The following is a 15,434-nucleotide window of genomic DNA, read 5'->3' on the forward strand; positions in this document are numbered from 1 at the left end:
TATGCGTCCGGTTTGCCTCCTTGTTCGGACGAAAAAATCTACGCCAATCTGACGACTTCATTTTATCAGCGATTCCTTAAATCAGCAATTCAGAGGAATGCCCCAAAAGCAGGGGCTGTCCTCATGAGTTACTTATTACTTCCTACGATGCACAATGAGACGATTCGATGCCTTCTTCTTGCGGCGCGTCTTCTTGCCCATCGCAATCTTGCCCCACTTCGTCATCGGGCTCTTGCGTCCGACCGGCGAACGGCCCTCGCCGCCACCATGCGGATGGTCATTCGGGTTCATCGCAATACCGCGCGTCTCCGGACGGCGTCCGAGCCAGCGGCTGCGGCCTGCCTTACCGATGGTGATGTTCTCATGCTCGAGGTTGCCAACCTGCCCGATCGTCGCACGGCAGCTCACATGCACGCGGCGAATCTCGCCGGACGGCATACGGAGGAGTGCGTAGTCGCCTTCCTTTGCCATGAGCTGTGCAGACGTGCCCGCACTGCGGACGAGCTGTGCGCCCTTGCCGATCTTCATCTCGACGGCATGGATGACCGTACCGAGCGGGATATTCTTGAGCGGAAGCGCGTTGCCCGGCTTGATGTCCGCCTCGGCACCCGACTCCACGACATCGCCGACCTTGAGGCCGTTCGGTGCGAGGATGTAGCGCTTCTCGCCATCTGCATAGTTCAGCAGCGCAATGCGTGCGCTGCGGTTCGGATCGTATTCAATCGTCGCGACGCGGGCGGGGATACCGTCCTTCGTGCGCTTGAAGTCGATGATGCGATAGAGCCGCTTGTGACCGCCGCCACGATGGCGCACAGTCAGTTTGCCCTGCTGGTTGCGCCCACCCGATTTCGTCAGGCGGACGGTGAGGGACTTCTCCGGCTTGTCCGTTGTGATCTCATCGAAGGAAGAGACCGTCATGAAGCGTCTGCCGGCAGAATACGGCTTAAAACTCTTTACTGCCACGTTCGTACCTCCCTTTCGTCTCAGCCTTCAAAGAACTCGATGCTCTCGCCCGGCGCGAGTTTCACGATGGCCTTCTTGTAGTCCGGGCGCTTGCCCTGCGTGCGGCCCATGCGCTTTGTCTTGCCGATGACGTTGACCGTGTTGACCTTTGCGACCTTCACCTTGAAGATCTCCGAGACCGCCTTTGCAATCTCGATCTTGTTTGCAGCCTTTGCAACAACGAAGACGTATTTGCCTTCAGCCATGAGCTGCGTCGTCCGCTCCGTGATGAGCGGGCGTACGAGAATATCACGTGCGTCCATTATGCGAATACCTCCTCGATACGGGTGATGGCATCCTTCGTAATGAAGAGCTTGTCGTGATGGAGAATGTCATAGACATTGATTCCACGTGCCGTGATGGCTTTTACACCCGGAATATTGCTGGTGGAACGCTCCACATTCACGGCTTCGTCCGCCGTGATGAAGAGGCTCTTTGCATTCACACCGAAATCGCTCAGGAGCTTCACGGCTGCCTTCGTCTTCGGTGCCTCGAAGTCGAGCTGGTCGAGGACGATGAAATCGCCCGTACGAACCTTGTCCGAAAGCGCACACCTCAAGGCCAGACGACGCTGCTTGCGCGGCATCGTAAAGCCGTACTTGCGCGGATGCGGGCCAAAGACCGTACCGCCGCCAACCCACAGCGGGCTGCGCGTCGAACCTGCGCGGGCACGACCCGTACCCTTCTGACGCCAGGGCTTTCGTCCACCGCCGCGCACAAGACCGCGCGTCTTCGTGGCATGTGTGCCGAGACGCTGCGATGCGAGCTGGAGGACAACCGCCTGATGAAGGAGGCCGGCGTTCATGTCGACATTGAAGAACTCGTCGTTCAGGCTGATCTCGCCAACCTGGTTGTGCGACATATCATATACTGCTACATTCGCCATGCTGCGATTCCCCCTTCCTTATTCTTTCGCTGCCTTTGCAGGCTTAACGGTATCTTTGATCACGACAAATCCCTTCTTCGGGCCCGGAATCGCGCCCTTGATAAGGATGAGGTTGCGGTCACTGTCCACGCGGACAATCGTCAGACGCTGCACCGTGACACGCTCGCCGCCCATACGGCCGGGGAGCTTCTTGCCCTTGAGGACGCGTCCGCCGGGACCGGAGATCATCGCACCCGTCGAGCCCGGCTCGCGATGCGACTTCGAGCCGTGCCCCATCGGGCCGCGCGCAAAGTTGTGACGCTTGATGCCGCCCGCAAAACCCTTGCCCTTGGACGTGCCGACCACATCGACAAGATCGCCCGCAGCGAAGATGTCGACGCCGATCGTATCACCAACATTGTATTCGGAAGGAGCAGCAAGACGCATCTCACGAATGAAACGCACCGCCTTCACGCCCGCCTTCTCAAACTGACCCTTGAGCGGCTTCGTGACGTTCTTCTCCTTGATATCGCCAAACCCGAGCTGCACAGCGTTATAGCCGTCCGTCTCGTCGGTCTTGTTCCGGAGCACGAAGTTGTTGCCGGACTCAACGACCGTCACGGGAACGACGCGGCCTTCCTCTGTGAAGATCTGGGTCATGCCCAGTTTTCTTCCTAAAATAGTCTTAGCCAAGGCTTCCACCTCCTATTAGAGTTTAATCTCGATGTCAACGCCGGCAGGCAGATCGAGACGCATGAGCGAATCGACCGTCTTGTTCGTCGGCTGCAGGATGTCGATGAGGCGCTTGTGCGTGCGCATCTCAAACTGCTCGCGTGAGTCCTTGTTGACGTGCGGAGAACGGAGAATCGTGTAGACATTCTTCTCCGTCGGAAGTGGAATGGGACCCGAGACCATTGCGCCCGTCTTCTTTGCCGTGTCGACGATCTTCGCCGCACTCTGGTCAAGTGCCTTGTGGTCGTAGGCCTTCAAACGAATTCTGATTTTCTGCTGTTTCGCCAAAGTAGTTTTCCTCCTTCGTCCGGGGTCTCGCCCCAAACATTTCTCCACGGCAGTTCCCTCTGCCCCCACGGGGCATAGCCATCTGCCATGTCATCGCATGGAGTACGTCGTCTGTCGTATGATTCCAAAAGATGAAAAAGAAGTTTTATCATATCCCCCGAAAAGGAGCGACGCGAGCGCCGCTCCTCTCCCTAGGGAATATCAAGAGACTAATAAATTAGCCTTCAATCGCCGTAACACGACCCGCGCCGACCGTGTGGCCGCCCTCGCGGATAGCGAAGCGGAGACCCTGCTCGATCGCGATCGGGGTGATGAGTTCGACTTCCATCTCGACGTTATCGCCGGGCATAACCATCTCCGTGCCCTCGGGGAGACGGACAACGCCCGTCACGTCCGTCGTACGGAAGTAGAACTGGGGACGATAGTTCGTGAAGAACGGCGTATGACGGCCGCCCTCATCCTTCGTCAGGACGTAGACCTGCGCCTTGAACTTCGTGTGCGGCTTGATGGAGCCGGGCTTCGCGAGAACCTGACCGCGCTCGATGTCCTTACGATCCACGCCACGGAGCAGTGCGCCGATGTTGTCGCCTGCAACCGCGCTGTCAAGCAGCTTGCGGAACATCTCAATGCCCGTAACAACCGTGCTGCGTGCCTCTTCCTGAAGACCGACGATCTCAACCGTATCGTTCAGCTTCAGCTCGCCGCGCTCCACACGACCCGTAGCAACCGTACCGCGGCCCGTGATCGTGAACACGTCCTCAACCGGCATGAGGAACGGCTTGTCCGTGTCACGCGTCGGCGTCGGGATGTACTTGTCGACCTCATCCATGAGCTCGAGGATCTTCGCCTTCATCGCATCGTCGCCCTCAAGAGCCTTGAGTGCGGAACCTGCAACAAAGGGGATGTCATCGCCGGGGAACTCGTACTGCGAGAGCAGCTCGCGCACTTCCATCTCGACGAGCTCGAGGAGTTCCTCATCGTCGACCTGGTCAACCTTGTTGAGGAACACGACGAGAGCCGGCACGCCGACCTGGCGAGCGAGCAGGATGTGCTCACGCGTCTGGGGCATCGGACCGTCCGCAGCGGAGACAACGAGGATCGCGCCGTCCATCTGTGCCGCACCCGTGATCATGTTCTTGACATAGTCCGCGTGGCCCGGGCAGTCGACGTGTGCATAGTGACGGTTGTCCGTCTCATACTCAACGTGTGCCGTGTTGATCGTGATGCCGCGCTCGCGCTCCTCCGGTGCCTTGTCGATGTCCGCATAGTCCTCGAACTTCGCATAGCCCTTCTCGGAGAGAACCTTCGTGATCGCAGCCGTCAGCGTCGTCTTGCCGTGGTCAACGTGACCGATCGTGCCGATGTTGACATGGGGCTTGCTGCGGTTAAACTTTTCCTTTGCCATTCTAAAATTGCCTCCTTATTCGCCTTTGTTCTTGGCGACTACAGCGTCAGCTATATTCTTAGGAACTTCGTCGTAGAAGGAAACTTCCATCGAGTAGTTCCCGCGGCCCTGAGTTTTGGAACGGAGATCCGTCGAGTACCCGAACATCTCCGAGAGCGGAACGAACGCGTTGATGACCTGCACGCCGTTGCGCGGCTCCATACCGTCGATGCGTCCGCGACGCGAGTTCAGATCGCCGATCACGTCGCCCATGTATTCCTCGGGCACCGTAACCTCGACCTTGACGTACGGCTCGAGGAGAACCGGGCTTGCCTTCTCGGCACCTGCCTTGAATGCCATTGAGCCTGCCACCTTGAACGCCGCCTCGGACGAGTCGACCTCATGGAACGAACCGTCGTAAACGATGACCTTGATGTCGACCATCGGATAGCCGGCGACAACGCCGCCCTCCATCGCCTGCTTGACACCTGCCTCGATCGGGTTGATGAATTCCTTCGGAATCACGCCGCCAACGACCTTGTTCTCGAAGGTAAAGCCCTCGCCCGCATCCTGCGGAACGAGCTCGAGCCAGCAGTGACCGTACTGGCCATGACCGCCGGACTGACGAACAAACTTGCCCTCCGCCTTGACCGACTTGCGGATCGTCTCGCGGTATGCCACCTGCGGCTCGCCAACCTTGCAGTCGACCTTGAACTCGCGGAGCATACGGTCGACGATGATCTGCAGATGCAGCTCGCCCATGCCCGAGATGATGACCTGGCCCGTCTCGGCGTCCGTATGAACGCGGAACGTCGGATCCTCCTCTGCGAGCTTCTGGAGGGCGATACCCATCTTCTCCTGATCGTTCTTCGTCGCAGGCTCAACCGCAACGGAGATAACCGGATCGGGGAACACCATCGACTCAAGGATGATCGGCTTCTGCTCATCACAGAGTGTGTCGCCCGTCGTCGTGTTCTTGAGGCCGACCGCCGCTGCGATATCGCCGCTGTAGACCACGTCGATCTCCTTGCGGTTGTTCGCGTGCATCTGGAGAATGCGGCCGATGCGCTCCTTGTTGTCCTTCGTCGCGTTGAACACATACGAACCGGAGTTCAGCGTGCCCGAGTAGACGCGGAAGAACGCAAGCTTGCCGACGAAGGGATCCGTCATGATCTTGAACGCGAGTGCCGAGAACGGCGCATCGTCCGAGGAGGGGCGGCTGTCCGCCTCGCCCGTATCGGGATTCACACCCGCAATCGGCGGGATGTCCGTCGGCGCCGGCATATAGTCGACGATTGCATCGAGCAGGGGCTGCACACCCTTGTTGCGGTACGACGTGCCGCAGGTGACGGGTGTCATCTGGCAGGCGATCGTCGCCTTGCGGATCGCACGGCGGATCTCCTCCTCCGTGACCTCCTCGCCGCCGAGATACTTCTCCATGAGGTCATCGTCCGCCTCAGCGCACGCCTCAACGAGCTTCTCGCGGTACTCTTCCGCCTGAGCCTTGTATTCCTCGGGAATCTCGACCTCATCGGTCACCTTGCCGAGATCGTCCTCATAGACGATGGCATTCATCTTCACGAGGTCGATGATGCCGCGGAACTCATCCTCTGCGCCAATCGGCAGCTGAATCGCCACCGGGTTCGCATTAAGACGCTCGCGCATCATCTTCATCACGTTGAAGAAGTCCGCGCCCGTAATGTCCATCTTGTTGACATACGCCATGCGCGGAACATTGTAACGTTCCGCCTGACGCCAGACCGTCTCCGTCTGCGGCTCGACGCCGCCTCGTGCGGTCAGAACTGCGACCGTGCCATCCAGCACGCGCAGCGAGCGCTCTACCTCGACCGTAAAATCAACGTGACCAGGCGTATCAATGATATTGATGCGATGGTTCTTCCAGTGGCAGGTCGTCGCCGCCGACGTAATCGTAATGCCGCGTTCCTGTTCCTGAACCATCCAGTCCATGGTGGCAGCGCCCTCATGAACCTCGCCGATCTTGTGCGTTACGCCCGTGTAGAAGAGAATGCGCTCGGTGGTCGTCGTCTTGCCGGCATCAATGTGTGCCATGATGCCGATATTCCGCGTTTTTTCAAGGGAATATTCTCTTGCCACTGTTTCCTATCGCTCCTTACACTACTGGAGATTACCAGCGATAATGCGCGAATGCCTTGTTGGCCTCCGCCATCTTGTGCGTATCTTCCTTCTTCTTGATCGCTGCGCCCGTATTGTTCGCAGCATCCATCAGCTCTGCCGAGAGACGTGCATCCATCGTCTTCTCGCCGCGCAGACGCGCATAGCCGACAAGCCAACGGATGCCGAGCGTCATGCGGCGATCCGCACGAACCTCGACCGGAACCTGATAATTGGCACCGCCGACGCGGCGTGCCTTGACCTCGAGCACAGGCATGACATTGCGCAGAGCCGTCTCGAACACCTCGAGCGGATCCTGCCCTGTCTTCTCGCGAATCGTATCAAACGCATCGTACACAACGCGCTGTGCGACACTCTTCTTGCCCGAGAGCATAACCTTGTTGATAAACTTCGTCACCGTCTTGGAATGATATACCGGATCCGGCAGAACATCCCGCTTCGGCACGGGGCCCTTACGTGGCATAGCCCAACCTCCTAACGATATACTTCCTTACTTCTTCTTCGCACGCTTCGCGCCGTACTTGGAGCGACCCTGTGCACGGTTCTGAACCCCTGCGGTATCGAGGGAACCGCGAATGATGTGGTAACGAACACCCGGCAGATCCTTCACACGGCCGCCGCGAATGAGGACGACGCTGTGCTCCTGCAGATTGTGCCCGATTCCGGGGATGTATGCGGTCACTTCGATGCTGTTCGTCAGGCGAACACGAGCAACCTTTCTAAGAGCAGAGTTCGGCTTCTTCGGCGTGGACGTATAGACACGCGTGCAGACGCCGCGCTTCTGCGGGCTGTTCTTCAGTGCTGGTGCTTTCGATTTCTCCTCGAGGCTCTTCCGGCTCTTGCGAATGAGCTGATTGATCGTTGGCATACTGCACCTCCTTCCTTTGTCGTCATATCATTTCTTTTGTATGAAAACGCAGAGAACTGCGTTTTTACCGTAGTTTGGCGACCGCCGCCGCACCCACATCGAGGTGCACCGCCGCGCCGAGCGCGGCTTTCGTTGCCGAGCGGTCAGGGGTAATCCCCGCATCCCCGCATGCCGCAAGCAGTGCTCCAAGCACACGCCCATCGACATCCGAGGCGATGAACACCATCTCCACCGTACCGCTTCGCACCGCCTTGCACACCTGATGAATGCCGGCGACCGTGCGCGCTGTACGCAACTTTTCCAAAGACATAGTGCACCTCCAAAAAGGGGACTGTCACATAATATCATCCGTCAAAACGCTTGTCAACGCATATTTTACAAAGTTTTCTATTTACACCCCTCCTAGCGTATCTTTCTTTTCTTTTGGGTGGTTTTATTGAAAATACGGAATTTTTGTTCGTTCCATCAGCCATTCTTCTTCATCAACAACTCCGGATGACGCACATAGTACGCCGTCAACTCACAGTACGCATCGCGCTCCGCCGTGAACCGCTCCGTATCGAAGTGCCACGGCAGCTGCCCCGCCGTCACAGCCAGCTCCTGCGCGGCACGCTCACGATAGTAGCCAATCTCCTCACGCGTGAGCCACGCATATGGTGTCACAACACAATCAATCGGCTCTGTCAGCGGCTTTTCGACAGCATAGTAGGGGAATCCCTGCGGTGCAATAAGTTCAATAAGTGTCGGCAAGATGTTGAGGTGTCCACCAATCACATTGTGTGCGAGATGGGCTGCCGTCAGCTCCGCATGGTGCATCGAAAACGACGTGAGAATGCGTTCACGCAGCAGCATCTCCTCCCGCGCTGCCAGCCCCCGAATAAGCGGAGCCTCACCGCCCATGTGATCTCCCGTCACGATAAAGAGGCTGTCCGGAAACGCTTCCCGCATCTGTGTGATGAAACGGCAGAGTGCCCAGTCCGCATACCACGCACAACCAAGCCCGCGATACTTCAGCGAGTTTTTGCGCAGCGCAGCACCCATTTGGGGATTCAGACGTGCTGCATCAAAGCCGCACTCCTCAAACGGGATACGGTAGGGGCCATGGTTCGAGGTCGTATAGAGGAAATGAAAGGATGGCACATCATCCCCCTCTGTGCGAATGCGCCGCGCCGCTTCGTCCAGAAAGATATGATCGTAGACACCGAGCCACGTACGCGGCGCATCTTCCCCACAGATATCCATGCCGCCGTGTGCCGCATCAAACCCGAGCGCAGGCACAAAGTGGACGAGACTGCCCCAGTTCAGTCCGCCGCCGTACCAGAAGGACGTACGGTATCCAAGTTCCTTGAGCTGGCGCGGCAACGCAGTGGGCAACGTATGATCCCAAAAGATCACATTCTCGTTCAACTCCATATCCGCGTCATAGATACCGAGAAGCAGACTGACAATAGACGGCTGCGAGATCATCCCGCCCGAAAGAAAATTGTTGATACTGACCGTATGTTTTTCGGCACGAAAACGCGCCCCCGCCTCCATGAGATTCAGTGCCGCGTACGGCTCATCGAAAAAAACCTGCCCGTAACTCTCCGCCAGCAGAAAGAAAATATGACGCGGCGGCGTGATGCGCGCCCCCTGCGCCGTTCGCCGAAACACTTCCAGTGGAGCCCCCGCGAAGGATGTCGGCATGATCGCTGTCATAATCGCACGGCTCTCTGCATCGGTATGATTCAGGCACTCCCGCACAGGACGTTTCCACACCATCTTGAGCGCGATGAGATCATCGATCGCCGCCTTGCCGAGTACCGCATCCTCCTTGACAGCAGCAGGCACCTCATCCCACTCGGGCTTTTTCCGATGGCGCAGCGTCCCACCATAGCGCAGCCAGTAAAAGAGCACAATAGCGGCGATAAACACCAACGTATTGACCGCATACTGTCCCGCCCCATCCGTCAGCGTGGGATAGGACACGGACGGCAGGGAAAGCAGAGCATTCCCTGCTGCATAGCAGAGCGCGAGATAGGGCAGATACCCGAGCAGCAGCCATACACCATGATTCTGGTGAAAGAAGATATCGGCGAAGTTGCGCTTGTCTGCATTTTTCCCGAGCCAGAGCGTCTGATTGAACGTATCGTGAAAATGCGCATAGAAAATCATCTTACCGATAAACGCCGTATAGAGCACCGCTGCATAGATAAGGAGCAGCGACAGACGCACGGCATCACTAACGGCAAAGTATGTGGGAAGGAACGCCGCAGGTATCGAGACGAGAACAAGAGGAATCAAAAACGCATACGCGTTGAAGTCCATCCCCCACCAGAATCCGTAACGAAAACAGGAAATCCACTTCCCCCACGCACCACACGGCGACTTCTTTGGCCGGTAGACGAGGATAAAGATGAGACGAAACACAGCACAGATCAGCGGCGGCAGAAGGAAAATCTTGAAATCCTGCTGCATTCCGAGAAAGAAATCACTGAACATCAAACAACCTCACAAACAAGAGAGGGATCTGCATGGAATTGTTTCTCATGCAAATCCCCCCATCATCGTACTACATGAATACTCTCGCGCCGTTTCTCCGGCGGCTCCGTATTTTTCTTCTCCGGCGGCTGCTCGTAGCTGCGGTCCGCAATGCCGAGCAGCATCCCCATCCCCGCCATCGTCACAATCAGCGACGACCCTCCGTAGCTGATGAACGGCAGCGGCACGCCGACCACGGGGAGCAGCCCCGCCACCATCGCGAGATTCGCAAGTGCCTGCCCAAGCACGAGAAAGATGATGCCAAGCGCGAGCACCTGTCCGAACGTATCCTTTGCCCGCACCGCTACACGCATACAGGTGATGAGCAGCACCGCGAGCAGAAAGAAGATCAGTATAACGCCGAAAAAGCCGTGCTCCTGACTGAAGATCGCAAACGCAAAGTCCGTGTGTGCCTCCGGCAGATACTCATACTTGCTCACACCGTCACCGAAGCCCATGCCGAAGATCCCGCCCGAGCCGATCGTCGAGAGCGACTGCACCATCTGGTAGCCCGCGTTGCGCGCATCCGACCACGGATCAAACCAGACCTCGATGCGCTTCATGCGGTACGGCTGCAGCATCCCAATCGCAAACGCCGTCACCAGCGTGAGCGGCACAATCCACAACCAGTAACGCGGGCGAACGAGAAGGACGAGTGCCATCAGGAGCGGAACGCCGAACACAATGCACGCCGTTCCAAAATCCGGCTCACGATAGACGAGAAACGCCATCAGGAGAATCGCCCCGAACGGAATAACGACACGCGGCCAGTCACGTTCCATATGAAAACGCTCTTTGCCAATCACCGCCGAGATCGAGAACGCCCCCATCAGCACAGCCATCAGCTTTGCAAACTCCGCCGGTTGAAAACTCAGAGGCCCGAGTGCAATCCATCGCTGCGCCCCATTGATCGTTGTCCCCACAAACAGAACTGCCACGAGCAGGAAAAGATTGATCCCCAGCCCAATGAACATGAGCCAGCGCAGCCGCTGATAGTTGATCTTACGGCAAATCCAACAGGCGACAATGCCGATCAGAAGCCATTGGAGATGCCGCTGGAGGAAGTAATACGGATTCTCGAAGTTCATCGCCGCGAGCACATAGCTCGAACTGAACACATTGATCGTCCCCGTCACGAGCAGAATCGCCATGATGATAACGATCGGCTCCGTCTCACTCTTAAAGAGCGTGTAGCGCGTACGCATCAGCCCTGCTCCGATGGGCGGCGTGCCACGACGCGCCCGATCTTCGCCCCGCGTGCACTGAACTTGCGCTCGTACTCCGTCATAATGTTGTCGGGCTCTCCAAGCGCGTGAAGGTCATGCGTCACACGCGAGAGCTGCCACCCCTCGCGCTCCATCGTCTCAAGCGAGTAGTCGAACAGCCCCCTATTGTCCGTCTTGAAATGAATCTCCCCGTCCGCCTGCAGCACGGCGGCATACCGTGCGAGAAAAAGCTCACTCGTCAGCCGCCGCTTCGCATGACGTGCCTTCGGCCACGGGTCAGAGAAATTCAGATAGATGCGCCCCACCTCAGCGGGAGCGAACAGCTCCGTCAGATGCGCCGCATCAAAAACCAGCAGACGAACATTCGATAGACCACGCTCCGCCGCCTTACGCGCCGCAAAGTAGAGTACCCCCTGCTGCGCCTCGAGCCCGACATAGTTCACATCGGGATTGCGTGCCGCAAGCTCCGTCAGAAAATCGCCCTTGCCGACGCCAATCTCCACATGAAGCGAAGCCTTGCGTCCGAACGTCTCCGTCCACGCCCCCGCAAACGCTTTCCAATCGCCGCCGAGCGGCGTCACAAAATCCGCATAGTCCAGAATCGCCGTGTCAATCCACGGCTTTCGTCTCAGTCTCATAGCCCTTTCCTGTTCAGCCCCACATCACAAATGCAGACATATTACCAGATCTTCCCCGCCATGAACCAGACCCGTCCCGATGCATTATTTTTCGCCGACACCGACGAATCCAGACCGATGCGCCGCGCATAGTCCACGCGCGCAAACCAGTCGCCCGGGTTGCTGTACGCAGCACCGATGCCCCAGCCGCGCAGTGTCACATGGTTGTTCTTCAGATCGTACCCCTTGCTCACGCGCACCGTTCCCATATCGTAGAACGTACTGAATGTCAGCCCGCGCAGCGGTGTATGCCAGCGCAGCTCCGCCGTGCCGAGCAGCCCCTCATCGCCCGTGCCCTCACCCTGTGCATAGGCACGCACCCCATTCGGGCCGCCGAGGTAGAACTCCTCCGAGCTGTCGAGATTGCGGCTCGCCTTCTGCCCCGCCACCTTCACGAGAAAATCTGTCGCGTGACCGAGTTTCTGCACCGCAGTCGCCTCTGCCTCGATCTTTGCATACGTCCCCTCCGTCGTGCGGTTGAGTTCCCCTAGAACACGACTGTATTCCGAATCAAAGCCGAGCCTGCCGACCGTCAGATTCGCATTGTAATTCAGCGTCAGCCCCTGCACGCGGTGCATACCGACCAGCCCCGCATAAATGCTGTGCGTATGCTTCTTCCCCTGCAGATCAAAGACCGTGATATCATCGTTCAAATCGCGATAGTTATAACCATAGCGGAAAAGAAGACTGCGCTCCGTCAAATGATAGAGCGGCGTCTGCCCAAAGAGCGTCAGCGTCAGCGAGTTCCCCTCCGCGCCAAGCGGCGAAAGCGCCTGTCCGATCTTATAGTTCATGCGCGAAATGCCAAGCCCAAGCGTCGTACCGCCACACCCGACCACCATCTCATAATTCGCATAGAAATTACGCAGACTCCCGTTCGAGATGAGCGTACCGAGACTTACCTTATCCCCCGCGCCCGAGGAATCATAGAGCGTCTCCTGCAGCCCGTAGCGATAACGTCCCGTCGACGGGCTGCCGTAGTTCTCCACATAGAACACCGTATTCGATGCCTTCGCGTCCTCAATGCGCACCGTCAGCTTACTCGTGCCGAACTCCCGACCGGGGCTCAGTACACCAACCGCACGCGCCCCCGTCACATCCGACACCGAGTAGAGCGCCGTCTCCAGACGAGATGTCGTGATGACATCGCCCGCCTTCAGCCCCGCAATAATCCGACGCGCAACCGGCGTCTTCAGACGGCTGTTATTCTCGATCGCAATCTCCCCATAGCGACCCGGCAGCACACGCAGCACAACAACACCGTCCGCACTCTCCTGCGGCGGCAGATACACCGCAGCAGCAGGATAGCCGTGCGTGCGGCAGTACGAAGTCAGCGCATCCACCGTGCTGCGCAGCTGCGTCATCGTCCGATGCTCGCCCATTCCCTCCTCGAGAATGCGCGTCAGCTCCGCCTTATCCAGCACAAGGTCGGGAGCCTCCAGAATAAAGTTCTCAATCGTAAACGCTGCATCGTCTCCCGCCTGCTGATAGCGCGGGGTCTGATTCTCCACCCCGATCTCGGAGCGCGGCTGCTCCCCCGCAATATCCGCCCCCGGAAGTGCAAGAGAGGGCGCAGCATCCCCCTCCGTCCCTGTGCACGCAAAACCCGCACAAATGCACGCAGCAAGACCCGCACGCAGAACAATGCTTTTTTTCATATGATTCATCCCATCACGCACGATCGTATCTCAACCCCTATAACACTGACACTATTTCGTCTACATTCTAGCATTTTCAATGCGAAAAGACAAGAGAAGAGAACGCGCAGGAGTTGCAATCCACGCACATTTGCGGTAGACTTTCGAAAGGAACAGCATACAGACAGGAGCATTTGAAATGAAGAAAATACTATTCGTCTGCCACGGCAACATCTGCCGCTCGCCCATGGCGGAGTTCGTCATGAAACACCTCGTGCGTGAGGCAGGGCTTTCCGACAACATCCTTGTGGAGTCCAAGGCACTCCACCGCGACGAGATCGGCAGCGACACCCATCGTGGCACACGCGAAATCCTGCACGCGCATAACATCCCATTCAGCAAGCGGCGTGCAACACTCATGACCGCCGCCGATTACGGTGCATTCGACATCATCATCGGCATGGACACCGAGAATATGTGTGACCTCGACCGACTCACGGGCGGCGATCCCGACGGCAAAGTCCGCCGCCTTCTCTCCTACATCGGCGAGGAACGCGACGTTGCAGACCCGTGGTACACCGGCAACTTCGATGTCACCTACCGCGATGTCGACTCCGGCTGCCGCGCACTGCTGCAGACGCTGACAGAAAATAAATGACCCCTGCACAGGAGACGAACAAATATGAACTACGAAGAAGCTGCCGCATTCTGGACAGAGAAAGACAGGAACGCTGTCAAAATGCCCAAAGATGACCTTCATGCGGCAATCGAAACATTCATCAAAGAACGCAGCACCTGCGCCCTCGCCACAGCGGATGGGGACTTCGTCCGCTGCACCCCGCTCACCTACAAATATCGTGCGGGCAAATTTATCATCTTCTCCGAGGGCGGACTGAAATTCCGTGCGCTCAAGGAAAACAAACACGCAGCACTTGCCATCTGCGGTGAGTACAAAGGGCCGGGCAGTGCCAAGAGCCTACAGGTTGCGGGAATCGCCACCGTCATCGGCACCGACGATCCGGACTATACCGAGCGGCTCGAGAGTCTCGGCATCAACGCCGCACACATGGCAAAACTCCGCCTCACCCTCATCCTCATTACACCAACAACACTTGAATACCTCGACTCCACACTCAAGGACGCCGGCTTCAGCCCGCGCCAGAGCCTCAAAATATCATAAATTCTCTCTGCTCACAGACCTAGGGAAGCACTGATAAATTCAGCACCGCCATCTTGACGCATCTTTTTTGCCCGCACTGTGCCCTCGATCCTCCACATAGCTTTGGCTATGCGTCCGGTTTGCCTCCTTGTTCGGACGAAAAAATCTACGCCAATCTGACGGACTTCATTTTATCAGCGATTCCCTAGAATACACGGCATAAACCGCTCTTATTTTATCAACATTATGCCGCACAGATTGATTCTTTAACGACACGGGAACATCTTTCCTGTTCGCATGGCGGATTCCCAAACTCAAGTGATTTTTTGTATCTCCAACAAAATAATCCGCATTGATGTATATGTCGTTATTGATTGATGTGCCAATCCAAAATCTGTTATACATAACATCTGCTAGGTAAGGAAGAACCGCCAGTTTCAAATGAGTTACACCATCTTTGCTAAACCGTAATTTTGAGGGAGACAGTCTATTATTGCAGCACATTTGAAAAAACACCTTTGCATCTGCTTTATCTGTATATCGAACACCTGTAAGATGTTGAAAGTTGCTCGTCAAAAATACAATGCGTTTGTATGCTGTACCACCTTCTACAGATTCATCTCTGTAGACAACAATAAAAACACGCCCCGCAAGTTTTTCCCGATAAGCAATCGCAGATCTATGCAAGATTTGTATTGCTTCATCACAGCTGTATTTCTTCATTTACAAAACCACCATATACACATAAAGATTGGGGTCATCTCCAAGGATGACCCCAATCACACCGATTTTACCGCCGCTCCCCGGCTTCCTAGCCCTTATGTCTAGGTTTTATGTAGAGTTTTACCGTCGCTCTCCGACTTCTCATCCCTTACGTCCGAGTTTTACTGTGGAGTTTTTAGGTGTCGGCTCACCTTTTGTA

17 protein-coding genes are annotated in these 15,434 nt (G+C 56.8%); 2 read left to right on the forward strand and 15 right to left on the reverse strand.

Annotation, left to right across the window (positions count from 1 at the left end; genetic code table 11):
• Positions 1-135: 135 nt before the first annotated feature.
• The 14 genes from rplB to ACO6BQ_RS03575 form a co-directional block, all read right to left on the reverse strand.
• Positions 136-963 carry a 50S ribosomal protein L2 gene (gene rplB, locus ACO6BQ_RS03510; RefSeq protein ID WP_489119541.1) on the reverse strand — a complete coding sequence of 276 codons (828 nt, stop codon included), beginning with the start codon at positions 961-963 and terminating at the stop codon, positions 136-138.
• Between the two features lie 20 nt (positions 964-983).
• Positions 984-1,265 (reverse strand): 50S ribosomal protein L23, encoded by a 282-nt coding sequence (gene rplW, locus ACO6BQ_RS03515; protein WP_006692916.1) that lies wholly within the window; start codon positions 1,263-1,265, stop codon positions 984-986.
• A complete protein-coding gene (rplD, locus tag ACO6BQ_RS03520; RefSeq protein ID WP_489119542.1) occupies positions 1,265-1,888 on the reverse strand; it encodes a 50S ribosomal protein L4 in 624 nt (207 codons plus the stop codon). The genes rplW and rplD overlap by 1 nt, the downstream gene beginning before the upstream one ends.
• An 18-nt stretch (positions 1,889-1,906) precedes the next feature.
• Positions 1,907-2,560: a 50S ribosomal protein L3 gene (gene rplC, locus ACO6BQ_RS03525; protein WP_489119543.1), complete on the reverse strand. Its 654-nt coding sequence runs from the start codon at positions 2,558-2,560 to the stop codon at positions 1,907-1,909.
• Between the two features lie 15 nt (positions 2,561-2,575).
• Complete coding sequence (rpsJ, locus tag ACO6BQ_RS03530; protein ID WP_006695835.1) at positions 2,576-2,887, reverse strand: 30S ribosomal protein S10; 312 nt, start codon at positions 2,885-2,887, stop codon at positions 2,576-2,578.
• 217 nt (positions 2,888-3,104) lie between these two features.
• Entirely contained in the window at positions 3,105-4,292 is a 1,188-nt protein-coding gene (gene tuf / locus ACO6BQ_RS03535; RefSeq protein ID WP_489119544.1) for an elongation factor Tu, read from the reverse strand.
• A 15-nt stretch (positions 4,293-4,307) separates the two neighbouring features.
• Positions 4,308-6,386: an elongation factor G gene (gene fusA / locus ACO6BQ_RS03540; RefSeq protein ID WP_489119545.1), complete on the reverse strand. Its 2,079-nt coding sequence runs from the start codon at positions 6,384-6,386 to the stop codon at positions 4,308-4,310.
• 31 nt (positions 6,387-6,417) lie between these two features.
• The gene (gene rpsG / locus ACO6BQ_RS03545) at positions 6,418-6,888 is read right to left on the reverse strand and encodes a 30S ribosomal protein S7 (protein WP_006692921.1); all 471 of its coding nucleotides are present in this window, start codon (positions 6,886-6,888) and stop codon (positions 6,418-6,420) included.
• A gap of 27 nt (positions 6,889-6,915) precedes the next feature.
• Positions 6,916-7,293 carry a 30S ribosomal protein S12 gene (rpsL, locus tag ACO6BQ_RS03550; protein ID WP_006692922.1) on the reverse strand — a complete coding sequence of 126 codons (378 nt, stop codon included), beginning with the start codon at positions 7,291-7,293 and terminating at the stop codon, positions 6,916-6,918.
• Between the two features lie 64 nt (positions 7,294-7,357).
• Entirely contained in the window at positions 7,358-7,603 is a 246-nt protein-coding gene (locus tag ACO6BQ_RS03555) for a ribosomal L7Ae/L30e/S12e/Gadd45 family protein (protein WP_489119546.1), read from the reverse strand.
• Positions 7,604-7,758: 155 nt separating this feature from the next.
• On the reverse strand, positions 7,759-9,774 hold the full coding sequence (locus ACO6BQ_RS03560; RefSeq protein WP_489119547.1) for an LTA synthase family protein: 2,016 nt from the start codon (positions 9,772-9,774) through the stop codon (positions 7,759-7,761).
• 62 nt (positions 9,775-9,836) lie between these two features.
• Positions 9,837-11,018 (reverse strand): FtsW/RodA/SpoVE family cell cycle protein, encoded by a 1,182-nt coding sequence (locus ACO6BQ_RS03565; protein ID WP_489119548.1) that lies wholly within the window; start codon positions 11,016-11,018, stop codon positions 9,837-9,839.
• Positions 11,018-11,677, reverse strand: coding sequence for a tRNA (guanosine(46)-N7)-methyltransferase TrmB (trmB, locus tag ACO6BQ_RS03570; RefSeq protein ID WP_489119549.1), 660 nt, complete (start codon positions 11,675-11,677; stop codon positions 11,018-11,020). Before trmB ends, ACO6BQ_RS03565 begins: the two co-directional genes overlap by 1 nt.
• Positions 11,678-11,718: 41 nt before the next feature.
• Entirely contained in the window at positions 11,719-13,374 is a 1,656-nt protein-coding gene (locus ACO6BQ_RS03575; protein WP_489119550.1) for a ShlB/FhaC/HecB family hemolysin secretion/activation protein, read from the reverse strand.
• 178 nt (positions 13,375-13,552) lie between these two features.
• On the opposite strand from ACO6BQ_RS03575, the gene ACO6BQ_RS03580 reads away from it, so the two are divergent.
• Positions 13,553-14,011 (forward strand): low molecular weight protein-tyrosine-phosphatase, encoded by a 459-nt coding sequence (locus tag ACO6BQ_RS03580; protein ID WP_489119551.1) that lies wholly within the window; start codon positions 13,553-13,555, stop codon positions 14,009-14,011.
• 24 nt (positions 14,012-14,035) lie between these two features.
• On the forward strand, positions 14,036-14,533 hold the full coding sequence (locus tag ACO6BQ_RS03585) for a pyridoxamine 5'-phosphate oxidase family protein (protein ID WP_489119552.1): 498 nt from the start codon (positions 14,036-14,038) through the stop codon (positions 14,531-14,533).
• A 165-nt stretch (positions 14,534-14,698) separates the two neighbouring features.
• Here the strand turns inward: ACO6BQ_RS03585 and ACO6BQ_RS03590 are convergent, their stop codons facing one another.
• Positions 14,699-15,235 (reverse strand): PBECR4 domain-containing protein, encoded by a 537-nt coding sequence (locus ACO6BQ_RS03590; protein ID WP_489119553.1) that lies wholly within the window; start codon positions 15,233-15,235, stop codon positions 14,699-14,701.
• Positions 15,236-15,434: the final 199 nt, after the last annotated feature.

The organism is Centipeda sp. (in: firmicutes), from assembly GCF_057271695.1.